Annotated in this window: 18 protein-coding genes, 8 tRNA genes and 1 pseudogene; 20 read left to right on the forward strand and 7 right to left on the reverse strand. The window is 41.9% G+C overall.

Going from position 1 to position 22,553, the window contains the following annotated elements; all coding sequences use genetic code 11:
• From O3611_RS08425 to O3611_RS08460, 8 genes are all read left to right on the forward strand, one after another.
• Positions 1-73, forward strand: a tRNA-Met gene (locus O3611_RS08425).
• A gap of 13 nt (positions 74-86) precedes the next feature.
• Positions 87-160: transfer RNA gene (locus O3611_RS08430), tRNA-Ile, on the forward strand.
• Between the two features lie 11 nt (positions 161-171).
• A tRNA-Ser gene (locus tag O3611_RS08435) sits at positions 172-261 on the forward strand.
• Between the two features lie 10 nt (positions 262-271).
• A tRNA-Met gene (locus tag O3611_RS08440) sits at positions 272-345 on the forward strand.
• Positions 346-348: 3 nt separating this feature from the next.
• A tRNA-Phe gene (locus O3611_RS08445) sits at positions 349-421 on the forward strand.
• A gap of 13 nt (positions 422-434) precedes the next feature.
• A tRNA-Gly gene (locus tag O3611_RS08450) sits at positions 435-505 on the forward strand.
• A gap of 36 nt (positions 506-541) precedes the next feature.
• Positions 542-615, forward strand: a tRNA-Ile gene (locus tag O3611_RS08455).
• Between the two features lie 6 nt (positions 616-621).
• Positions 622-709, forward strand: a tRNA-Ser gene (locus tag O3611_RS08460).
• A 201-nt stretch (positions 710-910) separates the two neighbouring features.
• Here the strand turns inward: O3611_RS08460 and O3611_RS08465 are convergent.
• The 5 genes and pseudogenes from O3611_RS08465 to O3611_RS08485 form a co-directional block, all read right to left on the reverse strand.
• Positions 911-1,405, reverse strand: a pseudogene (locus tag O3611_RS08465) (transposase); the annotation flags it as partial.
• Positions 1,354-1,488, reverse strand: coding sequence for a hypothetical protein (locus O3611_RS08470; RefSeq protein ID WP_371608356.1), 135 nt, complete (start codon positions 1,486-1,488; stop codon positions 1,354-1,356). The pseudogene O3611_RS08465 and the gene O3611_RS08470, both read right to left, overlap by 52 nt.
• Positions 1,489-1,978: 490 nt before the next feature.
• Complete coding sequence (locus O3611_RS08475; protein WP_248035511.1) at positions 1,979-2,710, reverse strand: hypothetical protein; 732 nt, start codon at positions 2,708-2,710, stop codon at positions 1,979-1,981.
• A 15-nt stretch (positions 2,711-2,725) separates the two neighbouring features.
• Positions 2,726-3,421 carry an ABC transporter ATP-binding protein gene (locus tag O3611_RS08480; RefSeq protein WP_371608357.1) on the reverse strand — a complete coding sequence of 232 codons (696 nt, stop codon included), beginning with the start codon at positions 3,419-3,421 and terminating at the stop codon, positions 2,726-2,728.
• Positions 3,422-3,424: 3 nt separating this feature from the next.
• On the reverse strand, positions 3,425-3,790 hold the full coding sequence (locus tag O3611_RS08485; protein WP_000119157.1) for a GntR family transcriptional regulator: 366 nt from the start codon (positions 3,788-3,790) through the stop codon (positions 3,425-3,427).
• Positions 3,791-3,929: 139 nt separating this feature from the next.
• Between O3611_RS08485 and nrdR the strand changes: the two genes are divergently transcribed.
• From nrdR to glmS, 12 genes are all read left to right on the forward strand, one after another.
• Positions 3,930-4,403 carry a transcriptional regulator NrdR gene (nrdR, locus tag O3611_RS08490; protein WP_001203674.1) on the forward strand — a complete coding sequence of 158 codons (474 nt, stop codon included), beginning with the start codon at positions 3,930-3,932 and terminating at the stop codon, positions 4,401-4,403.
• Positions 4,404-5,570, forward strand: a complete 1,167-nt coding sequence (locus O3611_RS08495) for a DnaD domain protein (protein WP_371608358.1) — start codon at positions 4,404-4,406, stop codon at positions 5,568-5,570.
• Positions 5,571-6,467, forward strand: a complete 897-nt coding sequence (gene dnaI, locus O3611_RS08500; RefSeq protein ID WP_371608359.1) for a primosomal protein DnaI — start codon at positions 5,571-5,573, stop codon at positions 6,465-6,467.
• Complete coding sequence (locus tag O3611_RS08505; protein WP_371608360.1) at positions 6,464-7,177, forward strand: NADPH-dependent oxidoreductase; 714 nt, start codon at positions 6,464-6,466, stop codon at positions 7,175-7,177. The genes dnaI and O3611_RS08505 overlap by 4 nt, the downstream gene beginning before the upstream one ends.
• Before the next feature lie 13 nt (positions 7,178-7,190).
• Positions 7,191-8,501 carry a ribosome biogenesis GTPase Der gene (gene der, locus O3611_RS08510; protein ID WP_049508964.1) on the forward strand — a complete coding sequence of 437 codons (1,311 nt, stop codon included), beginning with the start codon at positions 7,191-7,193 and terminating at the stop codon, positions 8,499-8,501.
• Between the two features lie 643 nt (positions 8,502-9,144).
• The gene (gene secA / locus O3611_RS08515; RefSeq protein WP_371608361.1) at positions 9,145-11,658 is read left to right on the forward strand and encodes a preprotein translocase subunit SecA; all 2,514 of its coding nucleotides are present in this window, start codon (positions 9,145-9,147) and stop codon (positions 11,656-11,658) included.
• 81 nt (positions 11,659-11,739) lie between these two features.
• Positions 11,740-12,771: a 3-deoxy-7-phosphoheptulonate synthase gene (locus O3611_RS08520; protein ID WP_315640733.1), complete on the forward strand. Its 1,032-nt coding sequence runs from the start codon at positions 11,740-11,742 to the stop codon at positions 12,769-12,771.
• 1 nt (position 12,772) lies between these two features.
• On the forward strand, positions 12,773-13,813 hold the full coding sequence (locus tag O3611_RS08525) for a 3-deoxy-7-phosphoheptulonate synthase (protein WP_371608362.1): 1,041 nt from the start codon (positions 12,773-12,775) through the stop codon (positions 13,811-13,813).
• 41 nt (positions 13,814-13,854) lie between these two features.
• Positions 13,855-14,217 (forward strand): holo-ACP synthase, encoded by a 363-nt coding sequence (gene acpS, locus O3611_RS08530; protein ID WP_371608388.1) that lies wholly within the window; start codon positions 13,855-13,857, stop codon positions 14,215-14,217.
• Entirely contained in the window at positions 14,207-15,310 is a 1,104-nt protein-coding gene (gene alr / locus O3611_RS08535) for an alanine racemase (RefSeq protein ID WP_371608363.1), read from the forward strand. The genes acpS and alr overlap by 11 nt, the downstream gene beginning before the upstream one ends.
• Positions 15,311-15,334: 24 nt before the next feature.
• The gene (recG, locus tag O3611_RS08540) at positions 15,335-17,350 is read left to right on the forward strand and encodes an ATP-dependent DNA helicase RecG (RefSeq protein WP_371608364.1); all 2,016 of its coding nucleotides are present in this window, start codon (positions 15,335-15,337) and stop codon (positions 17,348-17,350) included.
• 995 nt (positions 17,351-18,345) lie between these two features.
• Positions 18,346-20,154, forward strand: a complete 1,809-nt coding sequence (gene glmS, locus O3611_RS08545) for a glutamine--fructose-6-phosphate transaminase (isomerizing) (protein ID WP_315640738.1) — start codon at positions 18,346-18,348, stop codon at positions 20,152-20,154.
• 217 nt (positions 20,155-20,371) lie between these two features.
• Here the strand turns inward: glmS and O3611_RS08550 are convergent, their stop codons facing one another.
• Positions 20,372-20,647, reverse strand: coding sequence for a hypothetical protein (locus O3611_RS08550; RefSeq protein WP_045762826.1), 276 nt, complete (start codon positions 20,645-20,647; stop codon positions 20,372-20,374).
• A 285-nt stretch (positions 20,648-20,932) separates the two neighbouring features.
• Positions 20,933-22,417: a DUF1846 domain-containing protein gene (locus O3611_RS08555; protein ID WP_049549034.1), complete on the reverse strand. Its 1,485-nt coding sequence runs from the start codon at positions 22,415-22,417 to the stop codon at positions 20,933-20,935.
• Between the last annotated feature and the right edge of the window lie 136 nt (positions 22,418-22,553).

Raw genomic sequence — 22,553 nt, forward strand, 5'->3', positions numbered from 1 at the left:
GCGGTGTAGCTCAGCTGGCTAGAGCGTCCGGTTCATACCCGGGAGGTCGGGGGTTCGATCCCCTTCGCCGCTATAATGATCTTGTTGGACCTTTAGCTCAGCTGGTTAGAGCTCTCGGCTCATAACCGAGTGGTCGTAGGTTCAAGTCCTACAAGGTCCATTAAATACGATGGAGGATTACCCAAGTCCGGCTGAAGGGAACGGTCTTGAAAACCGTCAGGCGTGTAAAAGCGTGCGTGGGTTCGAATCCCACATCCTCCTTTATTATTAACGCGGGATGGAGCAGCTCGGTAGCTCGTCGGGCTCATAACCCGAAGGTCGTAGGTTCAAATCCTGCTCCCGCAATAAGGCTCGGTAGCTCAGTTGGTAGAGCAATGGATTGAAGCTCCATGTGTCGGCGGTTCGATTCCGTCTCGCGCCATATTTGTTTTTATGCGGGTGTAGTTTAGTGGTAAAACTACAGCCTTCCAAGCTGTTGTCGCGAGTTCGATTCTCGTCACCCGCTTTGAACATATAGTTCATTTACCAAGTTATTTAACTTGGGCGCGTAGCTCAGGTGGTTAGAGCGCACGCCTGATAAGCGTGAGGTCGGTGGTTCGAGTCCACTCGTGCCCATTAATAGGAGAATTACTCAAGAGGCTGAAGAGGACGGTTTGCTAAATCGTTAGGTCGGGTAACTGGCGCAAGGGTTCGAATCCCTTATTCTCCGTAGTTGAAGAGCTTAAAAGCTCTTTTCTACCATTTGTCAAGTATATCAAGGGCCTTAAGTAAAAAAAGAGATAAGACAGTAGCTATTCTGAGGTTACTGTCTTATTTTTACCACTTATTGATCCATAAAAGGGCACGCTAAAAAACACCTCATCTGGTATTTTTTGAAACAAGGTGTTATAATAATACGGCATAGATGACCTTATCGATTTTGGGTCAAAGAGTAATCGTAAAGTTTGTTATGCGTAATGAGGTAATACATTGTTCGAATGAGACGATGTATAGAGGCAATCGCATGTGGCTTGGTTGAAGCTATTGTCGATTGTCTTTTTCGTTTCTCATAAAAGTCGGCGATATGGCAGGGATTGGTATGACTAGCTGAAGCGATGTTATGAATGCACTTGAACAAGATTTTTCTGGCATAGGGATTACCTCGCTTAGTAATGTGTTCCTTGGCGAGAAAGTTCCCAGATTCATAGTGTCTCAGGTCAATGCCAATAAAAGCGTTGATTTGATTGGTAGACTGAAAGCGACGAATATCTCCCAATTCGCCAATGATAGATGTCGCTGTGGTTTCTGCGATGCCAGGAATTGATCGTAAGATGTCATACTCTGGTAAAGGCTGAGCTAGACCTACCATGTCGTCTAAGACAACCTGTCTGTGCTCAGAAAGACGAAGCAATTCTTGAGCATAGTGTATCCATGAATCTTTTCACCGTTGACTAAAATTGCCACCTCAGAACTTGCCTTACTCACATCAATCCCAAATACTGTACGCATGATATTACCTCTTTTGTCTTGAATAATTCCGTGTTTTAGTGATTTTATTTTCAATACGCGACGTCTAGCGTCCCACATACTTTGATCAAATTCCACCTAAAACAGGTGTCTTGCCAGTTTGTCAAGCGACGTCTAGCGCCAAAGAGCCCTACGACTTTACAAGACACCTCTACTTTAACATAAAGAAAAAGTAGTGAGTACTCTCTCCCGTCGGAGATTTTCTCACTACTAATCTTAGTATGTTTTCTACACAAAAATAGGCTCCATAATATCTATAGGGGATTTACCCACTACAAATATTATAGAGCCGATAATATGCGTTTGATCATAGACAGATCTATTTCATTTTTTACTATAGTTGATTGAAATAAGATATGAACAAAGAGGTTAGGAAAGTCAAATTAATTTTTAAAAATGTTTTAGAATCCATGACGTGCTACTCTAAGTTCAATCCACTATAAAATTAAGTTTTTAACTAGCCTCTGAATGATTACTGAAGATTAACCTTGTTTTTCAAGATGTAGTAGTTTCCGAGATAGAAGACTGCGATAAGGATTAGGTCTTTGAAGATTTCATAAGTAAGCATCATATTGTAATGGGTACCAAAGTTTAAGAAGAGATCACTGAATCCAAGGACAACATGAATGACAATATAGGCTAAAACTGCAAGAGCTGTACGGTATTCATTAAAGAGTTGTCCGATTGAGATTGCCAAGTAGATGCATAGTATGCCTGCTACAGTGCTGAGGATGAATGAAATCAGAGATAAGCTGATACTGTCTAGGTACTGTTGGAACAAGTCTTTAAAAGCAAGGAAATCAACAGAATTAGGCTCAATTATCACAAGAATGATATAAATGCTCAGAACCAATACTGCTGAACTGATCAGAGACCAAATGAAGGCCCCTAAGAGTTTGGCTAGGATAATCTGGTGTTCGGAAACTGGCAAGGTCAAAGTGAGATAACCTTGTCGGTCATAGACACTACCTTTGAAGCGACGGATGATCAAAATCAAGGTTGAAATCCCAAGCGTAATCATCAAGCCACCAAATACGAGTGCAAGAAAAACAAGTAGAATAGGTTGACTTTCTTTGATGGGTAGATTGTTATAGGTCTTTGCTTGAATTCCGATAAGACCAGAAAGTGCTAACACAGCACCATAGAGGGCTAAATACCATTTGTTAACATTTTTAAATTCATAACGAACTAAATTCCAAAACATAATAATCTCCTTTAACTAGGCTTTGAATTCATGACGGAAGAGTTGATCGATAGACTCTCCAGACTCATAGCGAATATCATCAACATTTCCTTGACGGACGACTTTTCCATCCTTGAGGAAGATAATCTCATCCAAGATTGGTTCGATATCTGAAATCAAGTGAGTTGAAATCAAGACAGTTGAAGTTGGAGAGTAGTTGTTAATGATGGTGTTCAAGATATAGTCACGAGCTGCGGGGTCGACACCACCGATTGGTTCATCAAGCACATATAGACGAGCATCACGACTCATGACAAGGATCAACTGAACCTTTTCTTTGTTCCCTTTTGAGAGTTTCTTGAAACGGCTGTTCTCATCGATGCCAAGGTCACGAAGGAGACCTTGAGCACGTTCAAGATTGAAATCTTGGTAGAAGGTCTTGAAATAAGTGAGAGCTTCCTTGACCTTCATCTGTTCGTTGAGGTAGGTCGTATCAGGGAGATAAGAAATAATCGCCTTAGTTGCAGGGCTTGGTTCCATACCATTGATAAGGATACGTCCTTCCTCTGGCTGTAGCAAGTCGTTGATTAGTTTAATCAAGGTTGTCTTTCCAGAACCGTTTGGGCCAAGGAGGCCAACGATTTTTCCAGCTGGAATTTCAAGGGAAACATTTGTAAGAGCAGGGCTTGCTCCGTAGGATTTTGACACATTTTCAAATGCTAACAAGGTCATAGTTTAAACTCCTTCAATATAATCTCTCAAAACAGTCGGTAGTTCTTCTTTTTCATAGCCGAATTCTACCATGCCTGTTACAAACTGTTGCAGCTGTTCTTCTGACAGTTGCTTACGGGATTGGAGGATCAAGTCCAAATCCTCTGTGACAAAGCGTCCAGATGTTCGCTTGGTATAGACAAAGCCTTCTCTCTCCAAGTCCGATAGGGCGCGCTGGATGGTGTTGGGATTGACACCTGCCTCGCTAGCTAATTCTCTAACGGTTGGAAGCTGTTGATTGGGCTCGAGTTTATGGGAAATAATCTGCAATTTGATTTTCTCCATAATCTGCAAATAAATGGGTTTATTGTTATCAAATGTCCAAGACATCACGATCTCCTTTCTATTCACCTTTGTGTTAATTCAATAATACAACAAAACAAAAAACTTGTCAAGCTAAAAGGAGAATTATTTTGGGAATCTCTTAAAAAATGGTATAATGAAAAGAAAACGACAAGGAGGGAAAGGCATGCGTTGTCCAAAATGTGGCGCTACAAAATCAAGTGTGATCGATAGTCGCCAGGCTGAAGAAGGAAATACAATCAGAAGAAGACGTGAGTGTGAAGAGTGTCAGCATCGTTTTACAACCTATGAACGTGTTGAAGAGAGAACACTAGTTGTGGTCAAAAAAGATGGTACACGGGAACAATTTTCAAGAGATAAAATCTTTAACGGGATTATTCGTTCAGCCCAGAAACGTCCAGTGTCTAGTGATGAAATTGGCATGGTGGTCAATCGTATCGAACAAAAACTCCGTAGTCGCAATGAAAATGAAATTCAGAGTGAGGTTATTGGCTCTTTGGTTATGGAAGAGTTGGCAGAGTTAGATGAGATTACTTATGTACGTTTTGCCAGCGTTTACCGTAGCTTTAAGGATGTGAGTGAGCTTGAAAGCCTACTCCAGCAGATCACACAATCCTCTAAAAAGAAAAAGGAAAAATAAATGAAGCCAAATGACCGTTTTTCTTTTGTAAAGAATAATCGGGTGTCGCAAGATACCTCATCAATGGTGCAGTGCTACCTCCCGATTATCGGTCAGGAGGCGCTGAGCCTCTATCTTTATGCTGTGACTTTTTGGGATGGTGGTCAAAAGGAACATCTCTTTGCAGCCATGCTTAATCATCTTAATTTTGGGATGGATACCCTTTTAAAGGCTTTTAAAACTCTAACAGCCATGAAATTGGTGACCCTCTATCAGCAGGGGGAGGCCTATAACTTGTTACTCCATTCTCCCTTATCAACTCAAGAATTTTTACAACATACAGTCTATCGGACCTTGTTAGAAAAAATGATAGGGGATAGTGCGGTTGCAGCCATGAGGCAGGAAGGTGTTGAAGGGGAACCGATCTCGGTGGCCTTAAGTCAAATTTTCCCTCAGTTATCCGAGTCTGCGAGTCAAGAAACCTCTAGCAGTCAGCCTCTAGCAGATGATTTTGATTTGGAGCATTTCCGTCAGCTTATGGCTCGCGATGGTCTTCGTTTTCAAGATGAGACTTCGGATGTTTTGGCCTTGTTTGCAATAGCTGATGAGCAGAAGTGGACCTGGTTTGAGACCTATCAAGTAGCCAAAGCGACAGCAGTGTCGCAAGTGATTTCTGTCAAACGCATCCGTGAAAAGATAGCGCAAAAGCCTGTGACTTCTGACTTTAGTCCCAAGGAAGCAACCATTATCCGAGAGGCTAAGAAAAAGACAGCCTTGCAGTTCCTTGCTGAAATCAAGCAGACCCGCAAAGGAAGTATTACCCAGACTGAACGGGACCTGCTCCAGCAGATGGCAGCCTTGGGTTTGCTGGATGAAGTGATCAATGTTATCTTGCTCCTAACCTTTAATAAGGTTGATTCAGCCAATATCAATGAAAAATACGCCATGAAGGTGGCTAATGACTACGCCTATCAAAATATTCGTAGTGCTGAGGAGGCTGTCCTCCGTATTCGTGAACGTGGCCAAAAAGTAAAAACGCAAAAGCAGAATCAGACTGCCCCAGCAAAAACCAATGTGCCTAAATGGAGCAATCCTGAATATAAGAATGAAACGAGCGAAGAAACTCGCTTAGAACTAGAACGTAAGAAAAAAGAAATGTTAGCTCGATTAGAAAAAGGAGGAGACTAGATGGAAAGTGTCGGAGACGTACTCAAGCGTCAACCAAGCCGATTTCAGTATCAGGATTTGGTCCAGCAAATTGTGAAAGACCCTGATGTTGCGGCCTTTATCCAGAAAGAATCTCTCAGTCAGGAGGAGTTGAACCGTAGTATTTCCAAGTTTAACCAATATATCACTGAGAGAGATAAGTTCCTCCGAGGAGATACAGACTATATCGCGCGTGGCTACAAGCCTATCCTAGTCATGAACCATGGCTATGCGGACGTCTCTTATGAAGAGACTCCAGAGCTAATTGCAGCGGAAAAAGAAGCAGCGATTAAAAACCGTCTCAAACTAATCAACCTTCCAGCTAGTCTTAAAAAAGCTAGCTTAGCTCAAGTAGACCTGGATGATTTGGGGCGCTTGCCAGTTTTTGAAAAGCTCCTAGCCTTTGTGGAGCAATATCCAGCTATTCGAAAAGGTCTCTACCTATATGGAGACTTTGGTGTGGGTAAAAGTTTCATGGTGGCTGCCCTAGCCCATGATTTGTCAGAAAAACGTGGTGTTTCATCAACTCTCCTCCACTATCCTAGTTTTGTCATCGATGTCAAAAATGCCATCGGTGATGGCAATGTTAAGACCTTGGTGGACGAGATTAAGCTGGCTGAAGTCTTGATTTTAGATGATATTGGTGCCGAGCAATCAACAGCTTGGGTGCGTGACGAGATCCTGCAGGTCATTCTCCAATATCGCATGCAGGAAGATTTACCGACCTTTTTCACCTCCAACTTCAATTTTGAAGATTTGGAGCTGCATTTCGCTAAAGGGAAAAATGGAAATGACGAAACCTGGGAAGCTAGACGCGTCATGGAACGCATTCGTTATTTAGCAGAGGAAACCAGACTTGAAGGAGAAAATCGCCGATGACAGAAACAATCAAATTAATGAAGGCTCATACTTCAGTGCGTAGATTTAAAGAGCAAGAGATTCCCCAAGCAGAATTGAATGAGATTTTGACAGCTGCCCAAATGGCTTCTTCTTGGAAAAATTTCCAATCCTACTCGGTCATTCTTGTCAGAAGTCAAGAAAAGAAGGACGCCTTATTTGAGCTAGTACCTCAGGAAGCTATTCGCCAGTCTGCAGCCTTTCTTCTCTTTGTTGGTGATCTAAACCGTGCAGAAAAAGGGGCTCGTCTCCATACGGATGTTTTCCAACCTCAAGGGGTGGAAGGACTCCTCATCACTTCAGTAGATGCGGCTTTGGCTGGACAAAATGCCTTGCTTGCGGCAGAAAGCCTAGGCTATGGTGGAGTGATTATCGGTTTGGTGCGTTACAAGTCTGTTGAGTTAGCAGAATTGTTCAAGCTTCCTGACTATACCTATCCAGTCTTTGGGATTGCACTCGGTGTGCCAAACCAACAGCATGATGTAAAACCAAGACTGCCCCTAGAGAATGTTGTCTTTGAGGAAGAATACCAAGAACAGTCAACTGAGGCTATTGAAGCCTATGACCGTGTACAGACTGAATATGCAGGTGCGCGTGCGACTACAACTTGGAGTCAACGTTTGGCAGAGCAATTTGGCAATCCAGAACCAAGCTCGACTCGAGAAAATCTTGAGCAGAAGAAGTTATTGTAGAAAGTGAGAAAACATGGCCTTACCAACTGTTGCCATTGTGGGACGTCCCAATGTTGGGAAATCAACCCTATTTAACCGTATCGCGGGAGAACGCATCTCAATCGTAGAAGATATTGAAGGTGTAACGCGAGATCGTATCTATGCCACAGGTGAGTGGCTCAATCGTTCTTTTAGTATGATTGATACTGGGGGTATCGATGATGTCGATGCGCCTTTCATGGAACAAATCAAGCACCAGGCAGAAATTGCCATGGAAGAAGCAGATGTTATCGTCTTTGTCGTGTCTGGTAAAGAAGGAATTACAGATGCGGACGAATACGTTGCCCGTAAACTTTATAAAACTCATAAACCAGTCATCTTAGCCGTTAACAAGGTTGACAATCCAGAGATGCGAAATGATATCTATGATTTCTATGCTCTTGGATTGGGCGAACCTCTACCAATCTCATCTGTTCACGGTATTGGGACAGGGGATGTGCTGGATGCTATTGTGGAAAACCTCCCACATGAAGTTGAAGAAGAAAATCCAGATGTTATTAAATTCAGCTTGATTGGTCGTCCAAATGTCGGAAAATCTAGCTTGATCAATGCCATTTTGGGAGAAGATCGCGTCATTGCCAGCCCTGTCGCTGGTACCACTCGTGATGCCATTGACACCCATTTTACAGATGCTGACGGCCAAGAGTTTACCATGATTGATACGGCTGGTATGCGTAAGTCAGGTAAAGTCTATGAAAATACTGAGAAATACTCGGTTATGCGTGCTATGCGTGCTATTGACCGTTCAGATGTAGTTTTGATGGTCCTCAATGCCGAAGAAGGTATTCGTGAGTATGACAAGCGTATCGCTGGATTTGCCCACGAAGCTGGTAAAGGGATGATTATCGTGGTCAATAAGTGGGATACGCTTGAAAAAGACAACCATACCATGAAAAACTGGGAGGAAGATATTCGTGAGCAGTTCCAATACCTGCCTTACGCACCGATTATCTTTGTTTCAGCTTTGACCAAGCAACGTCTCCACAAGTTACCTGAGATGATTAAGCAAATCAGCGAGAGTCAAAATACCCGTATTCCATCAGCTGTCTTGAATGATGTGATTATGGATGCTATTGCTATCAACCCAACACCGACAGATAAAGGGAAACGCCTCAAGATTTTCTATGCGACTCAAGTGGCAACCAAACCACCAACCTTTGTTATCTTTGTCAACGAAGAAGAGCTCATGCACTTCTCTTACTTGCGTTTCTTGGAAAATCAAATCCGCAAGGCCTTTGTTTTTGAAGGAACACCAATCCATCTCATCGCAAGAAAACGCAAATAAAAAAGTAGAATCTGGAAGGACATTTCCAGATTTTTTGCTATAATAAAATAAGGAACGCGTTGGAGAGGTAAGGAGATGGAAAAACTATTAAAATTCTTGATTTTGGCACCCTACTTTTACTTTTTTCGTTGGCAAGGGAAGGTACAGCCAGGAAGTAAGTACTTTTCTGTCTTTTACTATTTTTATTGGTTTTATATGCCTCTAGCAGCCTTGTTTAGTCTAGTTTTCACTCTTTTTTCGCTAGTCTTATTTAACTTTATTTTACAAGAACCAAGGGATCTTGCTAGATGGATGATCTGGCTACTTTTAGTCCTTTTATCCTTAGTCAATGACTGGAAAATCTATGCTTGTCTAAAATTTATGAATAAGCTGCGATTGGAAAAGAAAAAATCCAGTCTTCCTTGAAAGAAATAGGCAAACTTGTATCTGATAGAAAATGATGGTCAATTTTTCATGGAAAAACTAGCTAGAAGCATTAATGAAGAAAACTAGCCTCGGAATAGGAATTTTAAGGGAACTAATCACCTTGGTTAGCCCTTTTTTCGTCCTAAGGGAAAACGGAATATTTCTTGAAAAAATTGGGCAAATATGCTACAATAAAAAGAACATTCTAAAATATTCAGAATTTAAAGTAAGGAAAAAAATGGCAAATTTACTAAAAACAATCATCGAAAATGATAAAGGAGAGATTCGTCGTCTGGAAAAGATGGCGGACAAAGTCCTAAAATATGAAGATGAAATGGCTGCGTTAACAGACGAGCAATTGAAAGCAAAAACAGAAGAATTCAAACAACGCTATCAAAATGGTGAGACTCTTGACCAACTTTTGTATGAGGCGTTTGCTGTTGTACGCGAGGGAGCTAAGCGTGTTCTTGGTCTTTTCCCGTATAAGGTTCAGGTTATGGGGGGGATCGTTCTTCACCATGGTGACGTTCCTGAGATGCGTACTGGTGAGGGGAAAACCTTGACAGCGACTATGCCTGTATACCTCAATGCTCTTTCAGGTAAAGGGGTTCACGTAGTTACGGTCAATGAATACCTTTCTGAACGTGATGCGACTGAGATGGGTGAGTTGTACTCATGGCTTGGCTTGTCAGTAGGGATTAACTTGGCGGCCAAATCTCCAATGGAGAAAAAAGAAGCCTATGAGTGTGATATCACTTATTCAACAAACTCAGAGATTGGTTTCGATTATCTTCGTGATAACATGGTCGTTCGTGCTGAAAATATGGTTCAACGTCCACTCAACTACGCCTTGGTCGATGAGGTTGACTCAATCTTGATCGACGAAGCTCGTACTCCTTTGATTGTTTCAGGGGCCAATGCAGTTGAAACAAGCCAACTCTACCATATGGCTGACCATTTTGTGAAGTCTTTGGATAAGGATGACTATATCATTGATATTCAGTCTAAGACGATTGGTCTATCTGATTCTGGTATTGACAAGGCCGAAAGCTACTTCAATCTAAGCAACCTCTACGACATTGAAAATGTTGCTCTGACTCACTTTATCGACAACGCCCTTCGTGCCAACTACATCATGCTTCTTGATATTGACTATGTGGTCAGCGAAGAGCAGGAAATCTTGATTGTCGACCAATTTACAGGTCGTACTATGGAAGGTCGTCGTTATTCTGATGGCTTGCACCAAGCGATTGAGGCTAAGGAAGGTGTGCCAATCCAGGACGAAACTAAGACTTCAGCTTCTATCACCTACCAAAACCTCTTCCGTATGTACAAGAAGTTGTCTGGTATGACAGGTACTGGTAAGACTGAGGAAGAAGAATTCCGCGAAATCTACAATATTCGTGTTATTCCTATCCCAACAAACCGTCCAGTTCAACGTATTGACCATCCAGATGTACTTTATGCTAGTCTTGAAGCTAAATTTAAGGCTGTTGTCGAAGATGTAAAAGCTCGCTACCAAAAAGGTCAACCAGTCTTGGTAGGTACTGTTGCAGTTGAAACTAGTGATTATATTTCTAAAAAATTAGTAGCTGCAGGCGTTCCTCACGAAGTATTGAATGCCAAGAACCACTACAAAGAAGCTCAAATCATCATGAATGCTGGCCAGCGTGGTGCAGTTACAATCGCGACCAACATGGCTGGTCGTGGTACCGACATCAAACTTGGTGAAGGTGTTCGTGAACTTGGTGGACTTTGTGTCATCGGTACAGAACGTCATGAAAGCCGTCGTATCGATAACCAGCTTCGTGGACGTTCAGGACGTCAAGGGGATCCAGGGGAATCTCAATTCTACCTTTCTCTTGAAGATGATTTGATGAAACGTTTCGGTTCAGAGCGCTTGAAGGGTGTTTTTGAACGTCTCAATATGTCAGACGAGGCAATCAAATCTCGTATGTTGACACGTCAGGTTGAAGCAGCACAAAAACGTGTTGAAGGAAATAACTACGATACACGTAAACAAGTCCTTCAATACGATGATGTCATGCGTGAGCAACGTGAGATTATCTACTCACAACGTTACGATGTTATCACTGCTGATCGCGACTTGGCTCCTGAGATTCATGCAATGATTAAACGCACCATTAATCGTGTTGTTGATAATCATGCGCGTGCTAAACAAGATGAAAAACTAGAAGCTATCTTGAATTTTGCAAGATACAACTTGCTTCCAGAAGATTCAATTTCACTTTCAGACCTAGAAGGTTTGTCAGACCAAGCAATCAAAGATGAACTTTACCAACGTGCCTTGAAAGTCTACGATAGCCAAGTTGCTAAGCTTCGAGATGAGGAAGCTGTTAAAGAATTCCAAAAAGTCTTGATCCTACGTGTTGTAGACAACAAGTGGACAGACCATATCGATGCTCTTGATCAGTTGCGTAATGCTGTTGGCCTTCGTGGTTACGCACAAAACAACCCTGTCGTTGAGTATCAAGCAGAAGGTTTCCGTATGTTTAATGATATGATTGGTTCGATTGAGTTTGATGTGACTCGTTTGATGATGAAAGCACAAATTCATGAACAAGAGCGTCCACAAGCAGAGCGTCATATCAGTACGACAGCGGCTCGTAATATTGCTGCACAACAGACTGAGCTTCCTGCAGATTTGGATCTTAGCCAAGTGAAGCGTAATGACTTGTGTCCATGTGGTTCTGGTAAGAAATTTAAAAACTGTCACGGTAAACGACGTTAAGAATGACTAATTTTCAGGCGGATGCCTAGTGAAAAGTGAATTTTCGCTTGGCATCCGTTTGCTTTATAAGGAGGATGAATCATGGTATTTACAGCCAAAAGCCCTAAAATTAATATTGAAGAAGTTCGTAGTTTGTCTAAATTAGAAGGACAAGCACTTGCCAATAAACAACAACGCGATCAAGAACTTGAAGCGATTATTCGTGGTGAAGATCAACGCATTTTGTTAGTGATTGGTCCGTGTTCGTCTGACAATGAAGAAGCAGTTCTTGAGTATGCCAAGCGTTTGGCAAAACTGCAAGAAGAAGTAAAAGACCGCGTCTTTATGGTCATGCGTGTCTACACTGCTAAACCACGTACTAATGGTGATGGCTATAAGGGATTGATTCACCAACCAAATGCCAAAGAAGCACCTAGTCTCATTAATGGGATCAAGGCGGTTCGTCACCTGCACTACCGTGTTATTTCTGAAACAGGAATGACCACAGCGGATGAGATGTTGTACCCAGAAAACCTTCCTTTGGTAGATGACTTGATTTCTTATATGGCAGTTGGAGCTCGTTCGGTTGAAGACCAACAACACCGTTTTGTAGCTAGTGGAGCAGATTTTGCGACAGGTTTTAAAAATCCAACGTCTGGTAATCTCAATGTTATGTTCAACGGTATTTATGCAGCTCAAAACAAACAAAGTTTCCTTTTCCTAGGGAAAGAAGTTGAAACGACTGGAAATCCTCTATCGCATGCCATTCTCCGTGGTGCCCTCAATGAATACGGGAAAAATATTCCTAACTACTACTATGATAATTTGATGGATACCATTGCCCAGTATGAAAAGATGGGCCTTGAAAATCCATTTATCATCATTGATACCAACCATGATAACTCAGGCAAACAGTATATGGATCAGATTCGTATCGTACGTCAGACCTTGATTAACCGCGATTGGAATGAAAAGATTAAAAAATATGTCCGTGGTTTCATGATTGAGTCTTATCTAGAAGACGGACGTCAAAATGAACCAGAGGTCTTTGGAAAATCTATCACCGATCCATGTCTAGGATGGGAAAATACTGAGACTCTTGTACGCGAAATCTACCAAAGACTAGGAGAATAATATGGCATTTATTGAAAAAGGTCAAGAAATCGATATTGAAGCGATTAAGGCGGAAACACAGCTGTCTGCAGAAGCCTTGCAACATAAGGAAAGCCGAGACCAAGAACTGGCTGATATTCTATCTGGTAAGGATGACCGTATTCTTTTGGTCATTGGACCTTGTTCATCTGATAATGAAGAAGCAGTGCTTGAATATGCTCGTCGTTTGGCAGACTTGCAGAAAAAAGTTGCGGATAAGATTTTCATGGTCATGCGTGTTTACACAGCTAAGCCACGTACCAATGGAGATGGCTACAAGGGTTTGGTTCATCAGCCAGATACTTCTAAAGCACCAAGTTTGATTAATGGTTTGCAGGCTGTTCGTCAGCTTCATTATCGTGTTATTACAGAAACTGGACTAACCACAGCAGATGAAATGCTTTATCCATCCAATCTAGTCTTGGTTGACGACTTGGTGAGCTACCATGCAGTGGGTGCGCGTTCAGTAGAAGATCAGGAACACCGTTTTGTAGCTTCAGGGATTGATGCACCAGTGGGTATGAAAAATCCAACCTCTGGAAATCTGTCTGTTATGTTTAATGCCATCTATGCTGCACAAAACAAGCAAACATTTCTTTACCATGGACAAGAAGTTGAGACTTCAGGTAATCCCCTAGCTCACGTTATCCTTCGTGGAGCTATGAATGAATATGGGAAGAATGAACCAAACTTCTACTATGAAACTCTCTTAAATGCTATCGGGCGTTACGAGTCTATGGGGCTTGAAAATCCCTTTATCATGATTGATACCAACCATGATAATTCAGGGAAGCAATATATGGAGCAAGTTCGAATTGTTCGCCAGGCTCTGCTCAACCGTGACTGGAATGAAAAGATTAAAAAAACAGTTCGAGGTTTCATGATTGAATCCTACTTGGCAGATGGTCGCCAAAATCAACCAGAAATCTTTGGTTGTTCCATTACAGACCCATGTCTAGGATGGGAAAACACAGTAGCCTTGGTAGAAGAAATCTATACTACCTTAACAAAACAAAATAAGTGAAAAGGATGGAGTTGGGGGTATCTCAACTCTTTTTGACGAAAATGATAGTTGGACACGGAATTGATATCGAAGCTTTAGCTTCTATACAAAATGCAGTTGAAAAAAGAGAAGGTTTTGCGCGGCGTGTCTTGACAGACAAGGAAATGGAGCGCTTTGCCAGTCTCAAAGGTCGTAGGCAGATCGAGTATTTGGCTGGTCGTTGGTCAGCTAAAGAAGCTTTTTCAAAGGCTATAGGAACGGGTATTGGAAAGCTAGGATTTCAGGATTTGGAAATTTTGAACAATGAGAGAGGTGCTCCCTACTTCAGCAAATCCCCGTTTTCAGGAAAAGTTTGGCTATCTATCAGCCATACAGATCAGTTTGTGACAGCTAGTGTTATTTTGGAGGAAGATTATGAAAACTAGTCCACATAGACCAACCAAGGCCCTTATTCATCTAGAAGCAATTCGCTACAATATCCAACAAATGGGAGCGCACATTCTCCAAGATACCCTCAAATGGGCAGTTGTAAAAGCCAATGCCTATGGGCACGGATCGGTTGCTGTTGCAACAGCTATCCAGGGTGACGTTGATGGTTTTTGCGTTTCTAATATCGATGAAGCCATCGAGCTTCGTCAGGCAGGAATTTCTAAGAAGATTCTTATTTTAGGAGTATCTGAGGTTGAATCTCTTTCATTGGCTAAGGACTTTGATATTGCCTTGACAGTGGCTGGGTTGGAATGGATCCAGAAACTCATAGCCACAGAGTCAGACTTATCAGGTTTAATTGTTCACCTTAAAATTGACTCAGGTATGGGACGAATTGGTTTTAGAAGTGCAAGTGAGGCGGCACAAGCTCAAACTTTACTCAAGGAGCATGGAGCAAATGTTGAAGGGATCTTTACCCATTTTGCAACTGCTGATGAAGAATCAGATAGTTACTTTAAGCAACAGTTAGAATGCTTTAAGGGAATCCTAGCTGACTTGCAAGAAGTACCAGAACTAGTCCATGCGAGTAACTCAGCAACGACTCTATGGCATGCAGAAACTATTTTCAGTGCTGTTCGTATGGGAGATTCCATGTATGGTCTCAATCCAAGTGGACAAGTTTTGGAATTGCCTTATGAACTAAAACTAGCCTTAACTTTGGAGTCGGCTATTGTTCATATCAAAACAGTAGAGGCTGGTGCTTGTATGGGTTACGGAGCAACTTATCAAGCAGACGGTGAGCAAGTCATTGCAACGGTACCGATAGGTTATGCAGATGGTTGGACACGAGATATGCAGAATTTCTCAGTTCTGGTGGATGGACAATTGTGCCCCATCGTAGGACGTGTATCCATGGACCAAATCACCATTCGTTTGCCTAAGCTTTATCCATTGGGTACCAAGGTAACCTTGATTGGCTCAAACGGGGACAAGGAGATTACTGCAACAGATGTAGCGGTTTATCGAGGAACCATCAATTATGAGGTGGTTTGCCTCCTCAGTGATCGAATTCCGAGAGAATATCATTAAAAGAAAGAAGGAAAGGAGAGTAGCATGAATTTACACCAACCCTTGCATGTCTTGCCTGGCGTGGGACCTAAATCAGCAGAAAAATATGCCAAACTAGGAATTGAAAACTTGCAGGATCTCTTGCTCTACTTTCCTTTCCGTTATGAAGATTTCAAGACCAAGCAGGTACTAGAGCTAGAAGATGGTGAGAAGGCAGTCTTATCTGGTCAGGTAGTGACGCCAGCTAGTGTTCAGTATTATGGATTTAAGCGCAATCGTCTTCGCTTTAGCCTTAAACAGGGAGAAGTTGTGTTTGCGGTTAACTTCTTTAACCAACCCTACCTGGCTGACAAGATTGAGCTAGGGGCGACTCTAGCTGTTTTTGGAAAGTGGGATCGCGCCAAGGCTAGTCTCACAGGGATGAAGGTTTTAGCCCAAGTGGAGGATGACCTTCAACCTGTCTATCGTCTTGCTCAAGGAATTAGTCAAACAGCCTTGGTTAAGGTGATTAAGACTGCCTTTGATCAAGGATTGGATCTTTTGATTGAGGAAAATCTCCCCCAAACCTTGCTAGACAAATATAAGCTCATGTCACGGTGTCAAGCTGTACGTGCCATGCACTTTCCTAAGGATTTGGCAGAATACAAACAAGCCCTTCGTCGGATCAAGTTTGAGGAACTCTTTTATTTTCAAATGCAATTGCAAAGCCTCAAATCTGAAAACATGGTCCAAGGAAGTGGGTTGGTCCTGAATTGGTCTCAGAAAAAACTAACTGCAGTGAAAGAGAAGTTGCCTTTTGCTTTGACTCAAGCCCAAGAAAAAAGCCTGCAAGAAATTCTAACAGATATGAAGTCGGACCATCACATGAATCGACTCTTACAAGGGGATGTTGGTAGTGGGAAGACAGTGGTTGCGGGGCTAGCGATGTACGCGGCTATAACGGCTGGTTATCAGGCAGCTCTAATGGTTCCGACAGAGATCCTCGCAGAGCAGCATTTTGAAAGTTTAGAGAGTCTCTTTTCAGATTTGAAACTAGCCCTCCTAACAGGTTCACTGAAAGCTGCAGAAAAACGCACGGTTTTGGAAACGATTGCTAAGGGCGAGGTTGATGTGATCGTCGGTACCCATGCTCTTATACAGGATGGGGTGGAATACGCTCGACTTGGTTTGATTATCATCGATGAACAACACCGATTTGGTGTGGGACAAAGACGTATTTTACGTGAAAAAGGAGAAAATCCAGATGTCCTCATGATGACGGCGACTCCGATTCCACGAACCTTAGCCATCACCGCCTTTGGAGATATGGATGTTTCCATTATTGACCAGATGCCTGCTGGGCGCAAACCAATCGTAACTCGCTGGATCAAGCATGAGCAATTACAACAGGTCCTGACTTGGTTGGAAGGAGAAATTCAAAAAGGTTCTCAAGCCTATGTTATTTCGCCCTTGATTGAAGAATCTGAAGCCCTAGATCTTAAAAATGCTATTGCTTTATCGGAAGAATTGACGGCTCATTTTGCAGGAAAAGCAAAAGTTGCTCTCTTACACGGTAAGATGAAGAGTGATGAAAAAGACCAGATTATGCAGGAGTTCAAAGATAGAAAGACTGATATTCTGGTCTCTACAACGGTTATCGAGGTTGGGGTAAATGTGCCAAATGCGACCGTCATGATTATCATGGATGCTGACCGTTTCGGACTTAGTCAGCTTCATCAGCTCAGAGGTCGTGTCGGTCGGGGAGACAAGCAGTCCTATGCGGTTCTTGTGGCCAATCCCAAGACTGATTCTGGAAAAGACCGTATGCGCATCATGACGGAGACAACAAATGGCTTTGTTCTTGCAGAGGAAGATTTAAAAATGCGTGGTTCTGGTGAAATCTTTGGAACCAGACAGTCGGGCTTACCAGAATTCCAAGTGGCTGATATTATAGAGGACTTCCCAATACTTGAGGAAGCACGTAAGGTAGCTAGTTATATCAGCTCCCTTCCTAACTGGCAGGAGGACCCAGAGTGGCATATGATTGCTCTAAATCTAGAAAAGAAAGAACATTTAGATTAATACTCTTCAAAAATCAAATTCAAACCACGTCAACGTCGCCTTGCCGTATATGTGTTACTGACTTCGTCAGTTCTATCCACAACCTCAAAACGGTGTTTTGAGCAGCCTGCGGCTAGTTTCCTAGTTTGCTCTTTGATTTTCATTGAGTATAAGCTTTCTCTAAGAAAATCTTAAGTTTGCTTTTAGGGTTATTGCCTATACTAGAGTCATCAAAAAGAAACGAGGACTCTCACATGACAATGACGATTAAAGTAAATTACCAAAAAACGTTTCAACAGGAGCAAGCACCTTCTCCTAAATACTAAGTAAAAGAGCGATAACGCTCTTTTTGTGTGGGGATTCGCAGCTAAGGGATTTAGAAAAATGCTTATGTTATAGTAGATTGAATCTAGAACAGTACACTACAACTGCTAAAAATATTTCTAGAAATTAGTTTGACTTTTCTAATCTTTCTGTTTATTTCAATCCACTATAATTTGATTTACGGAATATATAAACTTAAACATCACTTCAAACAACGTCTTAGTCTATCTGGTAAACTGAATGCAGTGCTTTGAGAAAGCTGTGACTAGCTTTCTAGTTTTCTCTTTCGTTTTCATTGAGTCACAAGTTACTTTTAGTTTTTTCTAAGGAAAATATAAGCTATGTTTTAGGAAGGGATTTTATACTAGGTTCATCAAAAAGAAACGAGGACTCTCACATGAAAATGACGATTAAAGTAAATTATCAAAAAACCTTTCAAGAAGTAGTAGAGGCAGACAAGCTTGCTACAAAATAGTAGTTATTAAGGGCGATAGAGCCCTTTTTAAATACTTGCTTTAGGTGAAATATGATAGACTTTTAGTATAAAGAATCAGTAGAATAACGCTATACCAATTTTTACTCTTGACAAGTAAAAGAAACAAGTATATACTGTTTTTGCTGATTCTATAAAAGAAGAATTAGACTATACCAATTTTAAGGAGAAAGCACAGCTTGCCTGTGTCGTATATACTATGTGTGGAATTGTTGGTGTTGTTGGAAACACAAATGCAACTGATATTTTGATTCAAGGGCTTGAAAAGCTTGAATACCGTGGCTATGATTCTGCGGGAATTTTTGTCCTAGGTGGTGCTGAAAATCACCTGGTTAAGGCGGTCGGTCGTATCGCAGAATTGTCTGCTAAGACAGCTGGTGTGGAGGGAACAACTGGTATCGGACATACTCGTTGGGCGACTCACGGAAAACCAACAGAAGATAACGCTCACCCACATCGCTCTGAGACAGGACGTTTTGTCTTGGTCCACAATGGGGTGATCGAAAACTATCTTGAAATCAAGGAAGAATACCTTGCAGGACACAACTTCAAGGGACAAACAGATACAGAAATCGCCGTTCACTTGATTGGAAAATTTGCGGAAGAAGATGGCTTGTCAGTTCTTGAAGCCTTCAAAAAAGCTCTTCACATCATCCGTGGTTCTTATGCCTTTGCCTTGATCGACTCTGAAAATCCAGATGTTATCTACGTGGCCAAGAACAAATCACCTCTCTTGATCGGTCTTGGAGATGGCTACAATATGGTCTGCTCAGATGCTATGGCTATGATTCGTGAGACCAACCAATACATGGAAATCCATGACCAAGAATTGGTTATCGTGAAAGCTGATAGCGTCCAAGTACAAGACTATGATGACAACAGTCGTGAGCGTGCTAGCTACACTGCGGAGCTTGACTTGTCAGATATCGGTAAGGGGACATATCCTTACTACATGCTCAAGGAAATCGATGAGCAGCCAACGGTGATGCGTAAGTTAATCCAAGCCTACACAGATGAGGCTGGTCAAGTTGTCGTAGATCCAGCTATCATCAAGGCTGTTCAAGACGCAGACCGCATCTATATCCTCGCAGCTGGAACATCTTACCACGCAGGATTTGCTTCTAAGAAGATGCTGGAAGAATTGACAGATACGCCAGTTGAACTTGGTATCTCCTCTGAGTGGGGATATGGTATGCCGCTTCTCAGCAAGAAACCACTCTTCATCTTTATCAGTCAATCTGGTGAAACAGCTGACAGCCGTCAGGTTTTGGTCAAGGCCAATGAAATGGGGATTCCAAGCTTGACAGTGACAAACGTTCCAGGATCAACTCTGTCACGTGAAGCCAACCATACTATGTTGCTTCATGCAGGCCCTGAAATTGCCGTAGCGTCAACTAAGGCCTATACAGCCCAAATCGCAGCCCTTGCCTTCCTTGCAAAAGCAGTCGGTGAAGCAAATGACAACGAAAAAGCCAAAGCCTTTGACCTGGTTCACGAGTTGTCTATCGTGGCTCAGTCTATCGAATCAACTCTTTCAGAGAAAGAAACGATCGACGCAAAAGTTCGTGATCTTCTTGAAACAACACGCAATGCCTTTTACATCGGACGCGGTCAAGATTACTACGTAGCCATGGAAGCCAGTCTCAAACTCAAAGAGATTTCTTACATTCAGTGTGAAGGCTTTGCGGCAGGAGAACTCAAGCACGGAACGATTGCCTTGATTGAAGAAGGAACACCTGTATTGGCCCTCTTGTCTGACCCAGTTCTTGCCAACCACACTCGTGGAAATATCCAAGAAGTGGCAGCTCGTGGTGCTAAGGTCCTCACCATTGCAGAAGAAAATGTTGCCAAAGATACAGACGATATCGTTCTTACGACCGTACACCCTTACCTCTCACCAATCTCAATGGTCGTACCAACGCAATTAGTCGCTTACTTTGCAACCCTACACCGTGGACTCGATGTGGACAAACCACGTAACCTTGCCAAGTCAGTAACAGTAGAATAAACTAAAAAATTAAATCATAACAAAAAAGTGAACTAGATAGTTTTCTGAAAATCAGAATGCTGTCTTGTTCACTTTTTTGTATACTTAATGAAAATCAATGACTAAACTAATTCTCTTGTGTAGATGTCTCCAAGTATCACTTTGAGGTTACAGATAAGAGTGACGCAGTCAGTCTTATTACACCAAGTTGATATTGTAGAGGAAATGGATCAAGACCTCAGCCAAGGTAGTTCAAGTCAAGATTGAAGAGGATTGATTCATACTCTTCGAAAATCTCTTCAAACCGCGTCAACGTCGCCTTGCCGTAGGTATGGTTACTGACTTCGTCAGTTCTATCCACAACTTCAAAACAGTGCTTTGAGCTGACTTCGTCAGTTCTATCCACAACCTCAAAACAGTGTTTTGAGCTGACTTCGTCAGTTTCATCTACAACCTCAAAGCAGTGCTTTGAGCAACCTGCGGCTAGTTTTCTAGTTTGCTCTTTGATTTTCATTGAGTATCACTCCTTTTAAGGATTCATTAGAAATAAATCTAAAATTAAATGTCATCCCAGTTTCTATTATAGTAGAGTGAATCTAGAATAGGACACTAAGGATTCTAAAAAAACTTCTAGAAATTAAGTTGACTTTCCTAATCTCTTTGTTCATATCTTAATTCAATCTATTATAAAATGAGAATTATTTTTGAAAGATATGCTTGTGGAAGACTTGCAAGATATAAAAAACTCTAAGAGCTGGACGATAAGAATCCAACTCTTAGAGGAGTGAGTTTCGTATTTTTACTTGCGATACAAACGATCGTATTGGTAGTAAGGATCAAAGGTTACATTGATTCCTAGTTTGCGAAGAACATTTTTATCTTCGTCTGTTAGGATAATCGTAGAGTGAGCTTCGCTTCCTTTGAGATTTCCGAGTTCTTTCATGGCACGATCTGCATCAGGATTCTGCATTGCTGTGATAGCAAGAGCGATGAGGATTTCATTTGAGTGGAGTCGAGGGTTACGGCTACCCAAGTGATTGATTTTCAAACCTTGAATTGGTTTCACCACTTCTGGTTCAATTAATTTTGTTTCAGCATCAATGTTAGCGGACATCTTGATAGCATTGATCAATGCAGCCGCTGTTGGACCAAAGAGTTCTGAGTTCTTACCAGTAACGATTTCACCAGAAGGTAATTCAAGTGCTAGAGCGGGTCCACCTGTTTCTTCTGCTTTTTGACGTGCGGCAACAGCAACCTTTCGGTCAGCTGGTGTGATACCCAGGTCATTCATGAGAAGCTCAATCTTCTTCACAGCAGTTTCTCCAACCTTCTCAGCTTTGAAGTCAAGAACTGTCTGGTAATAGCGACGGATAATTTCCTGCTTAGATGCTTCAATGGCAGCGTCGTTATCAGTGATTGCAAAACCAACCATATTGACACCCATGTCAGTTGGAGACGCATAAGGAGACTCACCGAGAATACGTTCCAGCATACGCTTAAGTACAGGGAAAATTTCAATGTCGCGGTTGTAGTTGACTGTGGTTTCTCCATAAGTTTGGAGATGGAATGGGTCAATCATGTTGACATCATCTAGGTCTGCTGTAGCAGCTTCATAAGCTAAGTTTACTGGATGATGAAGTGGGAGATTCCAAACTGGGAAGGTTTCAAATTTGGCATAACCAGACTTGATACCATTGATTTGGTCGTGGTACATGTTAGACATACAAGTTGCCAACTTACCTGAACCAGGTCCAGGAGCTGTCACGACTATCAAGTTACGACTAGTTTTGATATAGTCGTTTTTCCCCATACCTTCAGGAGAAATGATGTGATCCATATCTGTCGGATACCCTTTGATTGGGTAGTGGAGATAAGAGTCAATACCATTTTTCTCTAATTGATTACGGAAGGCATCAGCTGCCGGTTGGCCTGCATATTGAGTAATGACAACTGAACCAACAAAGATACCAAGTTCATTGAATTTATCGATCAAACGAAGCACTTCTTGGTCGTAAGAAATGCCCAAGTCTCCACGAGCTTTTGAGTGCTCGATATTGCTAGCGTTAATAGCGATAACAACCTCAACTTGCTCCTTCAATTCTTGCAAGAGTTTGATTTTGTTATCTGGTTCATATCCAGGAAGGACACGAGCAGCGTGGAAATCTTCTAACATTTTGCCACCAAACTCCAAGTAGAGTTTGCCGTCAAATTGGTTGATGCGCTCCAAGATATGGTCGCGCTGTAGATTTAAATATTGTTCAGAACTAAAAGCTTGTTTTTTCATTTTTTTACCTCTGAGCTCTATTATATAAAAAAAATGGAAGATTAGAAACTAGAGAGTCGCGAAAGTGAGAAAAAAAGATAAAGCAAACGCTTGCATAATTTTGATAAAAGGTCTATGATGGAGTAAAGTCAATTTT

Source organism: Streptococcus sp. 27098_8_91 (assembly GCF_041432385.1).
In the GTDB taxonomy this organism is placed as follows: domain Bacteria; phylum Bacillota; class Bacilli; order Lactobacillales; family Streptococcaceae; genus Streptococcus.

Excerpts from the sequence above, each read along its gene's own strand:
- O3611_RS08470 (WP_371608356.1), bottom strand. The coding sequence starts at position 1,488 with ATGCGTACAGTATTTGGGATTGATGTGAGTAAGGCAAGTTCTGAGGTG.
- O3611_RS08475 (WP_248035511.1), bottom strand. The coding sequence starts at position 2,710 with ATGTTTTGGAATTTAGTTCGTTATGAATTTAAAAATGTTAACAAATGG.
- O3611_RS08480 (WP_371608357.1), bottom strand. The coding sequence starts at position 3,421 with ATGACCTTGTTAGCATTTGAAAATGTGTCAAAATCCTACGGAGCAAGC.
- O3611_RS08485 (WP_000119157.1), bottom strand. The coding sequence starts at position 3,790 with ATGTCTTGGACATTTGATAACAATAAACCCATTTATTTGCAGATTATG.
- nrdR (WP_001203674.1), top strand. The coding sequence starts at position 3,930 with ATGCGTTGTCCAAAATGTGGCGCTACAAAATCAAGTGTGATCGATAGT.
- O3611_RS08495 (WP_371608358.1), top strand. The coding sequence starts at position 4,404 with ATGAAGCCAAATGACCGTTTTTCTTTTGTAAAGAATAATCGGGTGTCG.
- dnaI (WP_371608359.1), top strand. The coding sequence starts at position 5,571 with ATGGAAAGTGTCGGAGACGTACTCAAGCGTCAACCAAGCCGATTTCAG.
- O3611_RS08505 (WP_371608360.1), top strand. The coding sequence starts at position 6,464 with ATGACAGAAACAATCAAATTAATGAAGGCTCATACTTCAGTGCGTAGA.
- der (WP_049508964.1), top strand. The coding sequence starts at position 7,191 with ATGGCCTTACCAACTGTTGCCATTGTGGGACGTCCCAATGTTGGGAAA.
- secA (WP_371608361.1), top strand. The coding sequence starts at position 9,145 with ATGGCAAATTTACTAAAAACAATCATCGAAAATGATAAAGGAGAGATT.
- O3611_RS08520 (WP_315640733.1), top strand. The coding sequence starts at position 11,740 with ATGGTATTTACAGCCAAAAGCCCTAAAATTAATATTGAAGAAGTTCGT.
- O3611_RS08525 (WP_371608362.1), top strand. The coding sequence starts at position 12,773 with ATGGCATTTATTGAAAAAGGTCAAGAAATCGATATTGAAGCGATTAAG.
- acpS (WP_371608388.1), top strand. The coding sequence starts at position 13,855 with ATGATAGTTGGACACGGAATTGATATCGAAGCTTTAGCTTCTATACAA.
- alr (WP_371608363.1), top strand. The coding sequence starts at position 14,207 with ATGAAAACTAGTCCACATAGACCAACCAAGGCCCTTATTCATCTAGAA.
- recG (WP_371608364.1), top strand. The coding sequence starts at position 15,335 with ATGAATTTACACCAACCCTTGCATGTCTTGCCTGGCGTGGGACCTAAA.
- glmS (WP_315640738.1), top strand. The coding sequence starts at position 18,346 with ATGTGTGGAATTGTTGGTGTTGTTGGAAACACAAATGCAACTGATATT.
- O3611_RS08550 (WP_045762826.1), bottom strand. The coding sequence starts at position 20,647 with ATGAAAATCAAAGAGCAAACTAGAAAACTAGCCGCAGGTTGCTCAAAG.
- O3611_RS08555 (WP_049549034.1), bottom strand. The coding sequence starts at position 22,417 with ATGAAAAAACAAGCTTTTAGTTCTGAACAATATTTAAATCTACAGCGC.